The organism is Kitasatospora sp. NPDC033851, from assembly GCF_055576085.1.
The window spans coordinates 212,634-229,973 of the sequence record NZ_JBVIRL010000013.1 but is presented as its reverse complement, the minus strand read 5'-3'; the positions used below and the strand labels follow the sequence as shown (position 1 = coordinate 229,973).

Genomic DNA, 17,340 nt, shown 5'->3' with positions numbered 1-17,340 from the left:
CGGGGAGGCGAAAACCCCGCGTGAGGTGTTCGATAAGGCTCCAGGGGGTTTCAACCGTCCCTGGTGGGGAGGAAGTGAGGTGAGGGCCAGTCGTTTCCCGCCGGTGGCGGGGCGCGGGGGGCCGGCAGTGGACGGGCTGGTCCAGCTGGGTCTCAGCCCGATCCGGTAGCACCCGGATCGGCGTCAGCACGAGGGATCGGAGTTCTGCGTGGACATCGTCGTCAAGGGCCGCAAGACCGAGGTGCCCAAGAGGTTCCGCGAGCACGTGGCCGAGAAGCTGGAGAAGGTCCAGAAGTTCGACGCCAAGGCGATCAGCCTCGACGTCGAGGTGTCCAAGGAGCACAACCCGCGGCAGGCCGACCGCTCCGATCGGGTGGAGATCACCCTCCGCAGCCGCGGCCCCGTCATCCGGGCCGAGGCCGCCGCCGGCGACCCGTACGCGGCGCTCGACCTGGCTTCGGCGAAGCTCGACGCGCAGCTGCGCAAGTCCGCAGACCGGCGCCGGGTGCACAAGGGCGGCGCGAACGGCCGCACCCCCATCAGCGTCGCCGAGGCGACCGCGGCCCTGGCCGCGCTGCCGGAGCCGGCGCAGGTGGCCGGGACGAACGGCGCCGTCCGCAAGACCATGATGGGATCCCTGGAAGTGGAGGGCGAAGGCCCGCTGGTGGTCCGGGAGAAGACGCACCCGGCCGCCCCGATGGCGCTCGACCAGGCGCTCTACGAGATGGAGCTGGTCGGCCACGACTTCTACCTCTTCGTGGAGAAGGACAGCGGCCTGCCCAGCGTCGTCTACCGCCGGCACGGCTACAACTACGGTGTCATCCACCTGCAGACGGACCTGCAGGCCGGGCCGGGCAGTGGCGCGGGCGGCGCGATCGGCGGGACCGACGACGAGGACTGACCGTCCGAGCAGTGATGGAGGGGTGACCCCGGTGGCCGCGGCCGCCGGGGTCACCGGCGTTTCGGGGCCGGGTGGTTCGAACCCGGTCGGGTCCCGGGCGGAGGGGTCACCCGATGCGAACTCGTCGGCGCCGGAGGGTGACCATGGCGGCTGCCGGGCGTGGAATGATTGGCGCAGGACGACTTGCGAAGGGGGAGGAGCGGATGGGGGATCACTTCGGGCTGGGGCCCGCGGCTGGGCCCGGGCTGCCGTCGGGGCCGGGGGAGGAGCCTGCGTACGCGCCGCACCGGGGTGAGCCGATCCGTGTGCTGGTGGTGGACGACCACGCGCTGTTCCGGCGGGGGCTGGAGATCGTCCTCGCGGAGGAGCCGGACATCAAGGTCGTCGGCGAGGCGGGGGACGGCGCCGAGGCCGTACTGAAGGCCGCCGACCTGCTGCCCGACATCATCCTGATGGACGTCCGGATGCCGCGCCGCAGCGGGATCGAGGCCTGTACGGCGATCAAGGACGTGGCACCCAGCACCAAGATCATCATGTTGACGATAAGCGACGAGGAAGCCGACCTCTACGAGGCGATCAAGGCGGGGGCCACCGGCTACCTGCTCAAGGAGATCTCCACCGACGAGGTCGCCACCGCGATCCGCGCGGTCGCCGACGGGCAGTCGCAGATCAGCCCGTCGATGGCATCCAAGCTGCTCACCGAGTTCAAGTCGATGATCCAGCGCCGCTCCGACGACCGGGACCTGGTGCCCGCACCCCGGCTCACCGACCGGGAGTTGGAGGTGCTCAAGCTGGTGGCGACCGGGATGAACAACCGGGAGATCGCCAAGGAGCTGTTCATCAGCGAGAACACCGTGAAGAACCACGTGCGCAACATCCTGGAGAAGCTCCAACTGCACTCCAGGATGGAGGCCGTGGTGTACGCGATGCGGGAGAAGATCCTCGAAATAGGGTGAGGGAACAGGGCGGGCCGGGCCGGACTCGCCCGTCCGGACTCGCCCGTCCCGGCCGCTTCCCCGGGTCGGACCGGGAGGGTCGGGCCTAGCCGTCCGCCAGCAGCTTCTCCAGGGGCGGGCGCAGCCGCTCGTCGTGCAGCGCTTCGACCCGTACGGTGTCGCAGCCGACCCAGGCGGCCGCCTCGCGCAGGGCCGTCGCCAGCGGCTCGAGGTGCCGGCCGTCACGTCCTCGATCGCCGTGCAGCGAGACCTGCCGGGCGACCAGGGTGCGGCCCTCGCGGGCCGGGTCGACCCGGCCGACCAGCCGGCCGCCGGCCAGCAGCGGCATCGCGAAGTAGCCGTGCACCCGCTTGTGCTTGGGGGTGTAGGCCTCCAGCCGGTGCGACATGCCGAAGATCCGTTCGGTGCGCGCGCGGTCCCAGACCAGCGAGTCGAACGGCGAGAGCAGCGTGGTGCGGTGGCGTCCGCGCGGGGTGGTGGCCAGGGCGGCCGGGTCGGCCCAGGCCGGGGCCGGGGCGCCGTCCGGGCCCCAGCCGGCCACCTCGACCGGGACGAGCCCGCAGTCGGCGAGCACCGGGTCCAACTCCTCGGCGCGCAGCCGGTGGTAGTCCAGCAGGTCGGCCCGGGTGGCCACGCCGAGCGCGGCGCCGGCCTGGGCGACCAGGGTGCGCACGCAGTCCTCGTCCGACCGCTCCTGCCCGAACAGCGCCTCCGGGATGGCCTGTTCGGCCAGCGCGTAGACGCGCTTCCAGCTCCGGCGCTCGGTGCAGACCACGTCGCCGAAGGCCAGTGCCCGCTCGACCGCGATCTTGGTGTCGGACCAGTCCCACCACTCGGCGGTCTTCTTGGCGCCGCCCAACTCCGTGGAGGTCAACGGGCCCTCGGCGCGCAGCTTGTCGAGCACCAGCCGGTAGGTCTCGGGGGTGACCTGGTGGCCCCAGAGGTGCCCGCGGTCGCGGTAGCGGCGCCGCCGGAAGGCGAACAGCGGCCACTCCTCGACCGGCAGGACACAGGCCGCGTGCGACCAGTACTCGAAGCTCGTGCCGCCGCCCCAGTACGCCGCCTCGACGGCCGGGCGGCCGACCGCACCGAGGCGGGCGTACGGCACCAGCTCGTGCGAGCGGGCGAGCACCGAGATGGTGTCCAGCTGGACGGCGCCCAGGTGCCGCAACACCCCGCGCACCCCGGCCCGGCGGTCGGGCGCGCCCAGCAGCCCCTGGGCTCGCAGGACGATCCGGCGGGCGTCGTCGGCGCTCAGGACGGTGACGGGGTTGCTGTGCGCGGCTGCGGCGGTCATGCCGGCGAGCGTAGTCCGGGGCACTGACACCGGTCCCGGGCGCGGACACCGGCCCCAGGCACGGACGCCGGCCGCGGCCCCGGTGCCCGGGGCCCGGGGCCGGAAGGGGTTCAGTCCAGGTCGGCGGCCAGCAGCGAGGCGACCCAGGCGTCGTGGAAGACGCCGCGCTGCTCGGCGTACGAGCGCAGCGTGCCCTCGAAGCGGTAGCCGACCCGCTCGGCGACCGCGCGGGAGCCGTCGTTGCCGACGTAGGCCTGCCATTCCAGGCGGCGCAGGCCGAGCTCGCGCAGGCCGAAGCGGGAGACCGCGCGGGCGGCCTCGACCGTGTAGCCGCGGCCGCGGAACTCCTTCGCGGCCCACCAGCCGATCTCGGCGCAGCCCGGGTCGTTCTGGCGCAGAACGAGCCCCTGGGAGCCGACCAGGGCGCCGGACTCGCGCTCGAACACGCACCAGATCCGGTTCGCGCCGGTGTGCCAGCCGCTGGGGGCGAGATCGCGTACGAAGAACTCCGCGTCCTCGCGCCGGTACGGCGAGGGGACCACTGTCCAGCGCTGGATCTCGGCGTCCTGGCAGGCGGCGAAGACGGCGTCGATGTCCGATTCCCGCGGGGCGCGCAGCACGAGGCGCTCGGTGACGAGGGTGACCGGTTCGGTGCGGGGTTCTTCCATGAACGGATTATTTCTCCGAATAAGGAAGGCGGGCATCCGATTATGCGGCCAACTCCTCGACCCGCCGACCGTTTTGTCCCGGTGAACGGTGCTATCGGGCCATGTGCTCGCGCGGGTGACACGGGAATACCGTGCTGACGCACCTCCCGGGGCATTGGACTCCTCGCATACGATGGCCCGTGCGGTGGGGTGGACCCCCCGTGCAGTCGTCCAGTGCCAATACAGGCAAGGAGCCCGCTCAAGTGTCCGTCTTCGACAAGATCCTGCGCGCAGGCGAGGGCAAGATCCTTCGCAAGCTGCAGCGGATTGCTGCCCAGGTCAACTCCATCGAAGAGGACTTCGTCAACCTCACCGACGCCGAGCTGCGCGCACTGACCGACGAGTACAAGCAGCGGCTCGTGGACGGCGAGAGCCTGGACGACATCCTCCCCGAGGCGTTCGCCACCGTCCGTGAGGCGGCCAAGCGCGTGCTCGGCCAGCGGCACTACGACGTCCAGATCATGGGCGGCGCGGCCCTGCACCACGGGTACGTCGCCGAGATGCGCACCGGTGAGGGCAAGACCCTCGTCGGCACCCTGCCCGCGTACCTGAACGCGCTGACCGGCGAGGGCGTCCACCTGATCACCGTCAACGACTACCTCGCCGAGCGTGACTCGGAGTGGATGGGCCGGGTGCACCGCTTCCTCGGCCTCGAAGTCGGCGTGATCCTGGGCAACATGACGCCCGCGGAGCGCAAGCAGCAGTACGCGATGGACATCACGTACGGCACGAACAACGAGTTCGGCTTCGACTACCTGCGCGACAACATGGCCTGGTCGAAGGACGAACTCGTCCAGCGCGGCCACAACTTCGCGATCGTCGACGAGGTCGACTCGATCCTCATCGACGAGGCCCGCACCCCGCTGATCATCTCCGGCCCGGCCGACCAGGCGACCAAGTGGTACGCCGACTTCGCCAAGCTGGTGCAGCGCCTGAAGATCGACCGCGACTACGAGGTCGACGAGAAGAAGCGCACCGTCGGCATCCTGGAGGAGGGCGTCAGCCGGGTCGAGGACTACCTCGGCATCGACAACCTCTACGAGTCGGTGAACACCCCGCTGGTCGGCTTCCTGAACAACGCCATCAAGGCGAAGGAGCTCTACAAGGCGGACAAGGACTACGTCGTCATGAACGGCGAAGTCATGATCGTCGACGAGCACACCGGCCGCATCCTGGCCGGCCGTCGCTACAACGAGGGCATGCACCAGGCGATCGAGGCCAAGGAGGGGGTGGAGGTCCAGAACGAGAACCAGACGCTGGCCACCATCACCCTGCAGAACTTCTTCCGCCTGTACGACAAGCTCGCGGGCATGACCGGTACCGGCACGACCGAGGCCGCCGAGTTCCACCAGATCTACAAGCTCGGCGTGGTGCCGATCCCGACCAACAAGACGCCGCTGCGCATCGACCAGCCCGACCTGATCTACAAGTCGGAGCCGGCCAAGTTCGCCGCCGTGGTCGAGGACATCGCCGAGAAGCACGAGAAGGGCCAGCCGGTGCTGGTCGGCACCGTGTCGGTCGAGAAGTCCGAGTACCTGTCGCAGGAACTGCGCAAGCGCGGCATCCCGCACGAGGTGCTGAACGCCAAGCACCACGAGCGCGAGGCGCAGATCGTCGCGCAGGCCGGCCGCAAGGGCGCCGTCACCGTCGCCACCAACATGGCCGGTCGTGGCACCGACATCATGCTCGGCGGCAACTCCGACCACCTCGCGGCGGCCGAGCTGGCGCAGCGCGGGCTCACTCCGACCGAGACCCCGGAGGAGTACGAGGCCGCCTTCCCCGCCGCGCTGGAGAAGGCCAAGGCCTCCGTCAAGGCCGAGCAGGACGAGGTCAAGGAGGCCGGCGGCCTCTACGTCCTCGGCACCGAGCGGCACGAGTCCCGCCGGATCGACAACCAGCTGCGCGGCCGCTCCGGCCGTCAGGGCGACCCGGGCGAGTCCCGGTTCTACCTGTCGCTGGGCGACGACCTGATGCGCCTATTCAAGGCCGGCATGGTCGAGCGCGTGCTCTCGATGGCCAACGTGCCCGAGGACGTGCCGATCGAGTCCAAGATGGTCACCCGCGCGATCGCCTCCGCGCAGACCCAGGTCGAGCAGCAGAACTTCGAGATCCGCAAGAACGTCCTCAAGTACGACGAGGTGCTCAACCGCCAGCGCGAGGTCATCTACGGCGAGCGCCGCCGCGTGCTGGAGGGCGAGGACCTGCAGGAGCAGGTCGGCCACTTCATGGACGACACCGTCGAGGCCTACGTCAAGGCGGCCACCGGCGAGGGCTTCGAGGACGACTGGGACCTGGAGAAGCTCTGGACCGCGCTCAAGCAGCTCTACCCGATGGCCCTGGACCTGGAGGACCTGGAGGAGGAGGCCGGCGGCTCGGCCGGCCTGACCCCCGAGTTCCTGGTCAAGGTCATCCAGGAGGACATCCAGGCGCAGTACGGCGCCCGCGAGGACCAGCTCGGCGAGGAGATCATGCGCGAGCTGGAGCGCCGGGTCGTGCTGTCGGTGCTGGACCGCCGCTGGCGCGAGCACCTCTACGAGATGGACTACCTCCAGGAGGGCATCGGCCTGCGGGCCATGGCGCAGCGTGACCCGCTGATCGAGTACCAGCGCGAGGGCTTCGACATGTTCACCGCGATGATGGAGGGCATCAAGGAGGAGTCCGTCGGCTACCTGTTCAACCTGGAGGTCCAGGTCGAGCAGCAGGTCGAGGAGGTCCCGGTCGAGGACGCCCAGGTGGTGCTCGACAAGCTGGAGAAGGACGCCGCCCGCCCGGAGATCAAGGCCAAGGGCCTGGAGGCCCCGAAGCCGCAGCGGCTGCACTACACGGCCCCCTCGGACGAGGTCGGCGGCGGTGTCATCGAGGGCGACTTCGAGGACCTCGCGCCGGAGGACGAGGGCGACGGGATGACCCGCGCCGAGCGCCGCAAGGCCGCCAAGTCGGCCAAGGGCCGCCGCCGCAAGGGCTGAGCCGCCCGTACGGCCCGCTCGGGCCGTGGACCGACACGCAGGACGCCGCGCAGGGCGCCGCTCCCGGACGGGGGCGGCGCCCTGCGCCGTTCCCCGGACCGCCGCGTGGCAGTGCACCGCCGTCATCGGGCCTCCACGGCGGTGCACTGCCACTGCCCGGCCGGGCCGCGCTGCTCCAGCCGGAAGGCGACCATGTGGTGCCGTCGGCCGAGGTCGACCCGGACACAGGCCTCGACCGCGTCGGGCGAGGGCGAGCGGTCGTGCACCGGGCCGAGCCGGGGCCGGTCGGCGGCCCCGCCGCGGCGCAGCGCGCCCGTCCGGACCAGCGAGGCGAGCTGCCCGTAGCCGTCCAGGCTGGTGTGCCGCATCAGCTGGCCGGAGGGCCGCACGCCGGTGAGCACCTCGACCAGCTGGTGGGCGAACCGGGAGGCCAGTGCGCGGGGGTCGTGGCCGGGGTCGCCGGCGCAGGCGGTGCGGGGGTGCCGGGGCCGGCGCCCGGCCGGGTCGCAGCCGCCGCCGACGGTGTGCGGGCGGCGGTGCGGGCGGGCGGACAGGTGGGCGTGGTGGTGGGTGTGGTGGGCGGTCACGGTGGCTCCTCGACGGGGTGGTGCGGGTACGGACGGGTCCAGGCTGGCGGCGCCACACGCGGGGCGGCAACGCCTTTTCCGGGCGCTCGGAGCCGGGTCTCGAGTTCACCTATCCGGGTGAAGAGGCCAGCGCGGCGAAGGGCCGGCGCAGCGGTCGTACGGCGCCCGGTTGACGTGCGGGGGCGGGCCGTAGGGTCCGAAAGGGGACGCTCCGGCTGGGCGGACCGGGTGGCCGGCGCCCGGCTGCCGCATTGCGCCGTACCGGCCCGGCGCGCACCATCGGAGCCTGACCGGGAACCGCGGGGAGCGGGCAGCCGCCCCCACGACGACGGGCGGCCGGTATGACGACACGGGTAGCAGCAGCGGTGCCGGCCCCGGCGGTCGCGGGCACCACCCCGCGCGCCGGGGGCCCACCCCGGCGCGGCCTGGTGCTGGGCGGCGGCGGGATGCTCGGCGCGGCCTGGACGGTCGGCGCGCTGTGCGCAGTCGAGGAGGCCACCGGGCGGCAGCCGGGCGACGCCGACATCCTGCTCGGCACCTCGGCGGGCGCGATCCTCGCCGCGATGCTGTCCGGAGGTGTCCGCCCCGAGCAGCTGCGCGACCACCAGCGCGGCCTGCCGATCACGGACGGCCCGCTGGCCGGGGTCGCCTTCGACTACGACACCGCGGTCGGCGGCGCGCTGCCGCCCCGCCCCCGGGTCGGCATCGGCTCGCCGGGCCTGCTGCGCGACGCCGTCCGGCACCCGCGCGACTACCCGCTGCTGACCATGGTCTCGGCGATGGCGCCGCACGGCCGCGGCTCGCTGGCGCCGGTCGGCGAGCTGGTGCGCGGGCTGCTCGGCCCCGGTGGCTGGCCGGCCCCGGACGCGGACGCCCCGGACGCGGACGCCGGCGCCGGCGCGGGCGCGGGCGCGGGTACCCCGGAACGGGACTCGGGCACCCCGGACGCGGACGCCGACGCGGGTGCCGTGGTGGTGAGCTCGCCGCTGCGGGTGGCCGCCGTGGACTACCGCAGCGGCCGCCGGGTGGTCTTCGGTGATCCGGACGCCCCGGCGGTCGCGGTCGCCGACGCCGTGATGGCCTCCTGCGCGATCCCCGGCTGGTTCGCGCCGGTGCGCCTGGACGGTTCGGCGTACGTGGACGGCGGCTGCTGGTCGGCCACCAACGCCGATCTGATGCTCGGCCGCGGCCTGGACGAGGTGTACGTGGTGGCCCCGATGGCCCTGCGGCTGGACCCGCGCCCCGAGCGCCCCGAGCGGCTCGGGGGATCCGACGGGTCCGGGCCGGTCGGGCGCGGGCGCGACACCCTGGCCGCGCTGCGCGAGTGGCGTGCCCGGGACCGCCCGCGGGGTGTGCTGGCCCAGCTGGTCAGCCGCTACCGCCGTGCCGTGACCCGGCAACTGCTGCGCGAGGCCGCGCTGCTGCGGGCCGAGGGCGTCCGGGTGCGGCTGCTCGCGCCGACCCTGGCGGACCTCGCGGTGATGGGCCCGAACATGATGGACCCGGCCCGCCGCGGTGCGGTCCTGGAGAGCGCCCTGCTCAGCAGCCTGGAGGCGCTGCGGGCCGCGCGGTGATCGGCCGGACCCCGCACCGTCGGTGATCACGGGAGCCCGGCGGAGCTTATTCTTGGGGCGCTGGGGAATCCGTTCCGCTGGACGAAGCCCGCTGGACCGAACCGGAGAGTGCCACCGATGCGCGTGTACGTGCCCACCACCCTGACCGGCCTGGCGGCGGCGCACGAGGGCGGCGCCCTGGAGCAGTCCGCGGCGTACGCCGTGACGCCCGCGCTGCGCGAGTGGTACGTCAGTGACGACATCGAGGAGCTGGAGTACGCGGCGCTGAACCGGGCCGCCCAGTCCTCGCTGCGGCTGCTGGCCGCCGACCCGGAGGCCCCGCGCCGCCGGGTCGTGGTGGCGCTGGACGTGGCGGACGCGTCGGTGTGGCCGTTCCCCGGCGACGAGTACCAGGACCAGGCCTCGCTCGGCCGGGTGGTGCTGGCCGGACCGGTGCGGCTGGCCAAGGCGGCCGCGGTGCACGCGGACGTGCCCGACGACGAGGTGGTCACGGACGTCGCGGCGGCGGTGGCGGCGGTGGCCGCGGCCGATGCGGGCGACCAGGACGCCCAGTTCACCGTGGACGGCGCCGAGGACCACGACCTGCTCTGGTTCGCGACCCAGGAGATCCCCTCGCTGCTCGGGTGAGCTCCGTCCTACCGGTGTGTCGGTGCCCGGCGTTACCGTTGTCCCCCGTGCGCACTCACATCGTTTGGGACTGGAACGGCACCCTCTTCCATGACATGGAGGCGGTGCTCGGGGCGAGCAACGCCGCTTTCGCCACCATCGGCGTCGGGCCGATGAGCCTGCAGGAGTACCGCGAGCAGTACGAGATCCCGATCCCGCGCTTCTACCAGCGGCTGCTCGGCCGGGAGCCCTCCCCGGAGGAGTGGCTGAAGCTCGACGACGCCTTCCACGACCGCTACCGCGAGCTGAGCTCGTCCTGCGGGCTGACCGAGGGCGCCCGCGAGCTGGTGACCGGCTGGCAGGCGGCGGGGCACAGCCAGTCGCTGCTGTCGCTGTACGTGCACGACAAGCTGGTGCCGCTGGTCGACACCTTCGGCCTGACCGGGCACTTCCTGCGGGTGGACGGCCGCAGCGGCCCGGCCGGCGGGCAGAAGGCGGAGCACCTGGTCCGGCACCTGACCGCGCTCGGCGAGCAGGTGGACCCGGCCCGTACGGTCCTCATCGGCGACGCCGCGGACGACGCCCTGGCGGCGCTGAGCGTGGGCGCGCGGGCGGTGCTGTACACCGGTGGCTCGCACACCCGGGAGAAGCTGGAGCCGGTCGGCGTCCCGGTGGTGGACACCCTGGCCGAGGCGGTCGAGCTGGCGGGCCGGATCACCGGCTGAGCACGCCCGGGCGGGCCGCAGTGGCGGGTGCCACGTCCGCCGTCCGCGTGTCTGAGCGGGCGGATCGGGCCGTCGCTGGTCAGGCTGGACTGACAGCCGAGCAGTCAGCAGGACGGAGCCGCCATGCCCATCGACGCAGTCACCGAGGTGCCGACCCCGGTCAACGAGCCGGTGCACGCGTACGCGCCCGGCAGCCCGGAGCGGGACCGGCTGGTCCGGCGGCTGGACGAGCTGGCGGCCGAGCAGGTCCCGCTGCCGATGACCATCGGCGGCGAGCAGCGCTTCGGCGGCGGTGAGCGGATCGAGGTCGTCCAGCCGCACCACCACGCGGCCAAGCTGGGCGTGCTCGGCAACGCCACCCGGGAGGACGCCCGGGCGGCGGTGGACGCGGCGCTGGCGGCCGGGCGGCAGTGGCGCTCGCTCTCCTTCGACGACCGTGCGGCGGTCTTCCTGCGCGCCGCCGACCTGCTCTCCGGGCCCTGGCGGGAGACGCTCAACGCGGCCACCATGCTCGGCCAGTCCAAGACGGCGCAGCAGGCCGAGATCGACTCCGCCTGCGAGCTGATCGACTTCTGGCGGTTCAACGTCCACTTCGCCCGGCGGATCCTGGCCGACCAGCCGGTCTCCTCGCCCGGCGTGTGGAACCGCACCGACCACCGCCCGCTGGAAGGTTTCGTCTACGCGGTCACCCCGTTCAACTTCACCGCGATCGCCGGCAACCTGCCCACCGCGCCCGCGCTGATGGGCAACACCGTGGTCTGGAAGCCCGCGCCGACCCAGACCCTGGCCGCCCACCACCTGATGCGGCTGCTGGAGGCGGCCGGCCTGCCGCCCGGGGTGGTCAACCTGGTGACCGGCGACGGCCTGCAGGTCTCCCCGGTCGCGCTGGCCGACCCGGCGCTGGCCGGGCTGCACTTCACCGGCTCCACCGCCACCTTCCAGTCCCTGTGGCAGACCATCGGCGCCAACATCGGCGGCTACCGCACGTACCCGAGGATCGTCGGCGAGACCGGCGGCAAGGACTTCCTGCTGGCCCACCGCTCGGCCGACCCGGAGATCCTGCGGACAGCGCTGATCCGCGGCGCCTTCGAGTACCAGGGCCAGAAGTGCTCGGCGCTCTCCCGCGCCTACCTGCCGCGCAGCCTCTGGCAGAAGATCAAGGACGACTTCCTGGCCGAGGTGGACGCGCTCCCGGTGGGCGACGTGACCGACCTGTCCAACTTCATGGGCGCCCTGATCGACCGGCGCGCCTTCGAGAAGAACCGGGACGCCATCGAGCGGGCCAAGGCCGACCCGACGATCGAGCTGGCGGCCGGGGGCCAGTACGACGACGCGATCGGCTGGTTCGTCCGGCCCACCGTGCTGGTCTCCTCCGACCACCGTGGCGAGATCTTCCGCACCGAGTACTTCGGCCCGATCCTCGCCGTCCACGTCTACGAGGACTCCCGCTGGGACGACGTGCTCGGTCGGGTCGACCGCGGCGCCCCGTACGGCCTGACCGGCGCGGTGATCGCGCAGGATCGTTACGCCATCGCCCAGGCCGTCGAGGAGCTGCGCTTCACCGCCGGGAACTTCTACATCAACGACAAGCCCACCGGCGCCGTCGTCGGCCAGCAGCCCTTCGGCGGCGGCCGGGCCTCCGGCACGAACGACAAGGCCGGAGCCGCGCAGAACCTCCTGCGCTGGACCTCGGCGCGGTCGATCAAGGAGACCTTCGTCCCGCCGATCCACCACCGTTACCCGCACATGGGCTCAGAGTGAATATGAGCCTCCGGTTTGGACATGCTGTCCAGGACGGACCCGACATCCTGCAGGTTTGCGCCTACCTGTCCCTGTCCACCTTCGATTGATCCGGTTAGGCTGGCTGGCGTCGTCGGGTGGCTTCGCAGGACGAACGAACCGTCCTACCCGCTGCAAGGACGTTTCATGCGTGCCATGAGCCCCTTTCAGTCGGACGGTGCGGCAGGATTGCGAAAGACCCGTCGGTGTACATCCACACACCACCGAGTCACGCAACGGCGCGCGACAGGAGCCAAGAAGTCATGCAGACCAAGCTGGACGCAGCCAAGGCCGAACTGCTCAAGAAGGCAGCCGCAGCCGCTGAGAACAGCCAGGTGGGGGGAGCGGCGCCGGGGGAGGGTCTGAGCAACGGTGCTCTGACCGCGTACCTGCACCACTACTACCTGCACACCGCGCCCGAGGACCTGGTCGACCTCGACCCGGTCGACGTCTACGGCGCGGCCGCCTCCCACTACCGCCTGGGCCTCAAGCGCCCGCAGGGCACCGCCGAGGTGCGGGTCCACACCCCCTCGGTCGAGGAGAACGGCTGGTCCTGCGGCCACACCGTCGTCGAGGTCGTCACCGACGACATGCCCTTCCTGGTCGACTCCGTCACCAACGAGCTCTCCCGCCAGGACCGCGCGATCCACCTGGTGATCCACCCCCAGCTGCTCGTCCGCCGTGACATCACCGGCAAGCTGCTGGAGATCCTGGACGTCGACGCCTGCTCCCGCAGCCAGGCCGCCGGCACCGAGTGGCCCGCCGACGCGACCGTCGAGTCGTGGATGCACATCGAGATCGACCGCGAGACCGACCGCGACGACCTGCGCGCCATCGAGGGCAACCTGCGCCGCGTGCTCGGCGACGTCCGCGAGGTCGTCGAGGACTGGGGCAAGATGCGCGAGAGCGCGCTGCGCCTGGCCGACGAGCTGGCCGAGCAGCCCCCGGCCGGCCTGCCCGACCAGGAGGTCGGCGAGGCCTGGGAGCTGATGCGCTGGCTCGGCGACGACCACTTCACCTTCCTCGGCTACCGCGAGTACGACCTGGTCGAGCACGAGGGCGAGGAGGTCCTCAAGGCCGTCGCCGGGACCGGCCTCGGCATCCTGCGCTCCGACCCGCACAGCCACGACGACCGCCACCACGCGGTCAGCGAGGCCTTCGGCCGGCTCTCCGCACCGGTGCGCGCCAAGGCCCACGAGAAGAAGCTGCTCGTCCTGACCAAGGCCAACAGCCGCGCCACCGTGCACCGCCCGGCCTACCTGGACTACGTCGGCGTGAAGAAGTTCAACGCCGCCGGCGAGCCGATCGGCGAGCGCCGCTTCCTCGGCCTGTTCTCCTCCGCCGCCTACACCGAGTCGGTCACCCGCATCCCGGTCGTGCGCCGCAAGGTCCAGGCGGTGCTGGACGAGTCCGGCTTCTCCAGCGAGAGCCACGACGGCCGCGACCTGCTGCAGATCATGGAGACCTTCCCCCGGGACGAGATCTTCCAGACCCCGGCCTCCGAACTGCTCTCCATCGCCACCAGCGTGCTCTACCTGCAGGAACGCCGTAAGCTGCGGCTCTTCCTGCGCCAGGACGAGTACGGGCGCTACTTCTCCGCGTTCATCTACCTGCCGCGCGACCGCTACACCACGCGGATCCGGCTGCTGCTCACCGATATCCTCAAGGAAGAGCTGAACGGCGCCACCATCGACTACACGGTGTACGCCACCGAGTCGGTGCTGACCCGCCTGCACTTCGTGGTCCGGGTCGCCCCGGGCACCGAGCTGCCGCGGCTCACCGACACCGACATCGAGCGGATCGAGAACCGCCTCGCCGAGGCCGCCCGGTTCTGGATGGACGGCTTCCACGACCAGCTGCACCTCGAGCTGGGCGAGGAGAAGGCCGCCGAGCTCGGCCACAAGTACGCCAACGCCTTCCCCGACGGCTACCGCGCCGACTTCCCGCCGCGCACCGCCGTCGCCGACATCAAGCAGATCGAGGCGCTGCACGGCGAGGGCGGCTTCCGCCTGAACCTGTACCAGCCGGTCGGTGCCGGCGACGACGAGCGCCGCTTCAAGATCTACCGGGTCGGCGGCCCGATCTCGCTCACCGAGGTCCTGCCGGTGCTCCAGCGCCTGGGCGTCGAGGTGCTCGACGAGCACCCGTACGCGCTGCGCCGCTCCGACGGCACCACCGCGTGGGTCTACGACTTCGGCCTGAAGCTGCGCGAGGCCACCGAGCTCACCGACGAGGCCCGCGAGCGCTTCCAGGACACCTTCGCCGCCACCTGGACCGGCAAGGCCGAGAACGACGGCTTCAACGAGCTGGTGCTGACCGCCGGGCTGACCTGGCGCCAGGCGATGATGCTCCGCGCGTACGCCAAGTACCTGCGCCAGGCGAACTCCACGTTCTCCCAGGACTACATGGAGGACGCGCTCCGCAACAACACCCACACCACCCGCCTGCTGGTCAACCTGTTCGAGGCCCGGCTGAGCCCGAGCCACCGCTCGGGCGCCCTGGAGCTGACCGAGGGCATCCTGGAGGAGCTGTCCGGCGCCCTCGACGAGGTCGCCTCGCTGGACGAGGACCGCATCCTGCGCTCCTTCCTGAACCTCATCAAGGCCACCCTGCGGACCAACTTCTTCCAGCGCGCCGGCAACGGCGAGTGGCACTCCTACGTGTCGATGAAGTTCGACCCGAAGGCCGTCCCGGACCTGCCGGCCCCGCGCCCGGCGTTCGAGATCTGGGTCTACTCGCCGCAGGTCGAGGGCGTGCACCTGCGCTTCGGCAAGGTCGCCCGCGGCGGTCTGCGCTGGTCCGACCGGCGTGAGGACTTCCGCACCGAGATCCTCGGCCTGGTCAAGGCGCAGATGGTCAAGAACACCGTCATCGTGCCGGTCGGCGCCAAGGGCGGCTTCGTCGCCAAGCAGCTGCCCGACCCGTCGGTGGACCGCGACGCCTGGCTGGCCGAGGGCATCTCCTCGTACAAGACCTTCATCTCGGCGCTGCTCGACATCACCGACAACCTGGTCGGCGGCGAGGTCGTGCACCCGGCCGACGTGGTCCGCCACGACGAGGACGACACCTACCTGGTCGTCGCCGCCGACAAGGGCACCGCGACCTTCTCCGACATCGCCAACGGCGTCGCGGAGTCGTACGGCTTCTGGCTGGGCGACGCGTTCGCCTCCGGCGGCTCGGCCGGCTACGACCACAAGGGCATGGGCATCACCGCCCGCGGCGCCTGGGAGTCGGTCAAGCGCAACTTCCGCGAGCTGGGCCACGACACCCAGACCGAGGACTTCACCGTCGTCGGCATCGGCGACATGTCCGGCGACGTCTTCGGCAACGGCATGCTGCTCAGCGAGCACATCCGCCTCATCGCCGCCTTCGACCACCGCCACATCTTCCTCGACCCGAACCCGGACGCGGCCGTCTCGTACGCCGAGCGCCGCCGCCTCTTCGACCTGCCGCGCAGCTCCTGGGACGACTACGACAAGTCGCTGATCTCGGCCGGCGGCGGGGTGCACCCCCGATCGGCGAAGTCGATCCAGCTGACCCCGCAGATCCGGACCGCCCTCGGCATCCAGGAGAGCCGCCTCACCCCCGCCGAGCTGATGAAGGCGATCCTGCAGGCGCCGGTCGACCTGTTCTGGAACGGCGGCATCGGCACCTACGTCAAGGCCTCCACCGAGACCAACGCCGAGGTCGGCGACAAGTCCAACGACTCCATCCGGGTCAACGGCGAGCAGGTCCGGGCCCGGGTCATCGGCGAGGGCGGCAACCTCGGCTGCACCCAGCTCGGCCGCATCGAGTACGCGGCCACCGGCGGCCCAGAGGGCATCGGCGGCTGGATCAACACCGACGCGATCGACAACTCGGCCGGTGTGGACACCTCGGACCACGAGGTCAACATCAAGATCCTGCTCAACCAGGTCGTCGCCGAGGGCGACATGACGGTCAAGCAGCGCAACGCCCTGCTGGCCGAGATGACCGACGAGGTCGGCCGCCTGGTGCTCCGCAACAACTACGCGCAGAACGTGGTGCTGGCCAACGCCGTCGCCCAGGCGCACAGCATGGTCAACGTCCACGCCCGGATGATCAACCGCTTCGAGGCGGCCGGCCGCCTCGACCGGGGCCTGGAGTTCCTGCCCACCGAGCGCCAGATCCGTGACCGCCAGCAGAACGGCCGCGGGCTCTCCCAGCCCGAGATGTCCGTGCTGCTCGCCTACACCAAGATCATCCTGGCCGACGAGCTGCTCGCCACCGACCTGCCCGACGACCCGTACTTCCGCACCGCGCTGCACGAGTACTTCCCCAGCGCCCTGCGGGCCCGGTTCGCCGACGCGATCGACAACCACGCGCTGCGCCGCGAGATCATCACCACGCTGATCGTCAACGACACGATCAACCGCGGTGGCTGCACCTTCGCCTTCCGCCTGAAGGAGGAGACCGGCGCGACCTACGAGGAGATCGCCCGGACGCACACCGCCGCGCGGGCCGTCTTCGACCTGGAGACGATCTGGGGCGAGATCGAGGGCCTGGACAACCAGGTCCCGGCCCGGGTGCAGACCAAGATGCGCCTGCACTCGCGCCGCCTGGTCGAGCGCGCCACCCGGTGGATGCTCAACAACCGCCGCCAGCCGCTCGACATCGCCGGCACCATCGAGTTCTTCCACGACCGGGTCGCCCAGGTCTGGGGCTCGCTGCCCAAGCCGTTGCGCGGCGAGGACCTGACCTGGTTCGAGAAGGTGTACAACGAGCTCGCCTCGGCCGGGGTGCCGGAGGAGCTGGCCACCCGGATCGCCGGCCTCTCCTCGGTCTTCCCGACCCTGGACATCACCGAGGTCGCGGACCGCTCCGGCAAGGACGTCGCCGACGTCGCCGAGCTCTACTACGACCTGGGCGACCGGCTGCAGATCTCGCACCTGCTCGACCGCATCATCGAGCTGCCCCGCACCGACCGCTGGTCGTCGATGGCCCGCGCCGCGATCCGCGAGGACCTCTTCGCGGCCCACGCGGCGCTGACCGCCGACATCCTGGTCTGCGGCCCCGAGGGCGCCACCCCGGAGGAGCGCTACACCGCCTGGGCGGAGCTCAACGGGACCCTGCTCAACCGCGCCAAGAGCACCCTCGACGACATAAGGGGTTCGGACAACTACGAACTGTCCAGCCTCTCGGTCGCGATGCGCGTCATCCGCACCCTGCTGCGCACCGGCTCGATGCGCTGACGGACAGCCGCACGGAAGGGGCCCGCGTCCAC

The 17,340-nt window shown here is 71.7% G+C and carries 11 protein-coding genes; 8 read left to right on the top strand and 3 right to left on the bottom strand.

The annotated features are described in order from the left end of the window. Positions 1 to 208: 208 nt before the first annotated feature. Together hpf and ACZ51D_RS24710 are read left to right on the top strand one after the other, a co-directional pair. A complete protein-coding gene (gene hpf / locus ACZ51D_RS24715; RefSeq protein ID WP_465620316.1) occupies positions 209 to 901 on the top strand; it encodes a ribosome hibernation-promoting factor, HPF/YfiA family in 693 nt (230 codons plus the stop codon). 203 nt (positions 902 to 1,104) lie between these two features. After that, complete coding sequence (locus tag ACZ51D_RS24710) at positions 1,105 to 1,857, top strand: response regulator transcription factor (RefSeq protein ID WP_360496717.1); 753 nt, start codon at positions 1,105 to 1,107, stop codon at positions 1,855 to 1,857. 85 nt (positions 1,858 to 1,942) lie between these two features. On the opposite strand, the gene ACZ51D_RS24705 is transcribed toward ACZ51D_RS24710, so the two are convergent. Next, positions 1,943 to 3,154, bottom strand: a complete 1,212-nt coding sequence (locus ACZ51D_RS24705) for a winged helix-turn-helix domain-containing protein (RefSeq protein ID WP_465620318.1) — start codon at positions 3,152 to 3,154, stop codon at positions 1,943 to 1,945. A gap of 110 nt (positions 3,155 to 3,264) precedes the next feature. Next, positions 3,265 to 3,822: a GNAT family N-acetyltransferase gene (locus ACZ51D_RS24700; protein WP_360496723.1), complete on the bottom strand. Its 558-nt coding sequence runs from the start codon at positions 3,820 to 3,822 to the stop codon at positions 3,265 to 3,267. 242 nt (positions 3,823 to 4,064) lie between these two features. On the opposite strand from ACZ51D_RS24700, the gene secA reads away from it, so the two are divergent. Beyond that, positions 4,065 to 6,827, top strand: a complete 2,763-nt coding sequence (gene secA, locus ACZ51D_RS24695) for a preprotein translocase subunit SecA (protein ID WP_465620319.1) — start codon at positions 4,065 to 4,067, stop codon at positions 6,825 to 6,827. A gap of 122 nt (positions 6,828 to 6,949) precedes the next feature. Here the strand turns inward: secA and ACZ51D_RS24690 are convergent, their stop codons facing one another. Beyond that, complete coding sequence (locus ACZ51D_RS24690; RefSeq protein ID WP_360496729.1) at positions 6,950 to 7,414, bottom strand: Rv3235 family protein; 465 nt, start codon at positions 7,412 to 7,414, stop codon at positions 6,950 to 6,952. 341 nt (positions 7,415 to 7,755) lie between these two features. Here ACZ51D_RS24690 and ACZ51D_RS24685 point away from each other — a divergent pair, with 341 nt between their 5' ends. The 5 genes from ACZ51D_RS24685 to ACZ51D_RS24665 all read left to right on the top strand — a co-directional run bounded on the left by ACZ51D_RS24685 (position 7,756) and on the right by ACZ51D_RS24665 (position 17,308). Then, positions 7,756 to 8,988, top strand: coding sequence for a patatin-like phospholipase family protein (locus tag ACZ51D_RS24685; protein WP_465620321.1), 1,233 nt, complete (start codon positions 7,756 to 7,758; stop codon positions 8,986 to 8,988). A gap of 117 nt (positions 8,989 to 9,105) precedes the next feature. Continuing rightward, entirely contained in the window at positions 9,106 to 9,615 is a 510-nt protein-coding gene (locus ACZ51D_RS24680; protein ID WP_360496735.1) for a DUF6912 family protein, read from the top strand. 47 nt (positions 9,616 to 9,662) lie between these two features. Beyond that, the gene (locus tag ACZ51D_RS24675) at positions 9,663 to 10,319 is read left to right on the top strand and encodes an HAD family hydrolase (protein ID WP_465620324.1); all 657 of its coding nucleotides are present in this window, start codon (positions 9,663 to 9,665) and stop codon (positions 10,317 to 10,319) included. Positions 10,320 to 10,448: 129 nt separating this feature from the next. Next, the gene (gene pruA, locus ACZ51D_RS24670) at positions 10,449 to 12,080 is read left to right on the top strand and encodes an L-glutamate gamma-semialdehyde dehydrogenase (protein WP_360497230.1); all 1,632 of its coding nucleotides are present in this window, start codon (positions 10,449 to 10,451) and stop codon (positions 12,078 to 12,080) included. Between the two features lie 281 nt (positions 12,081 to 12,361). Then, entirely contained in the window at positions 12,362 to 17,308 is a 4,947-nt protein-coding gene (locus tag ACZ51D_RS24665; protein ID WP_465620326.1) for an NAD-glutamate dehydrogenase, read from the top strand. Positions 17,309 to 17,340 lie beyond the last annotated feature (32 nt).

What these genes read in the sequence shown, in the direction of transcription:
- ACZ51D_RS24705 (WP_465620318.1), bottom strand. Translation starts at nt 3,154, where the DNA reads ATGACCGCCGCAGCCGCGCACAGCAACCCCGTCACCGTCCTGAGCGCC.
- ACZ51D_RS24680 (WP_360496735.1), top strand. Translation starts at nt 9,106, where the DNA reads ATGCGCGTGTACGTGCCCACCACCCTGACCGGCCTGGCGGCGGCGCAC.
- ACZ51D_RS24685 (WP_465620321.1), top strand. Translation starts at nt 7,756, where the DNA reads ATGACGACACGGGTAGCAGCAGCGGTGCCGGCCCCGGCGGTCGCGGGC.
- ACZ51D_RS24700 (WP_360496723.1), bottom strand. Translation starts at nt 3,822, where the DNA reads ATGGAAGAACCCCGCACCGAACCGGTCACCCTCGTCACCGAGCGCCTC.
- ACZ51D_RS24710 (WP_360496717.1), top strand. Translation starts at nt 1,105, where the DNA reads ATGGGGGATCACTTCGGGCTGGGGCCCGCGGCTGGGCCCGGGCTGCCG.
- ACZ51D_RS24665 (WP_465620326.1), top strand. Translation starts at nt 12,362, where the DNA reads ATGCAGACCAAGCTGGACGCAGCCAAGGCCGAACTGCTCAAGAAGGCA.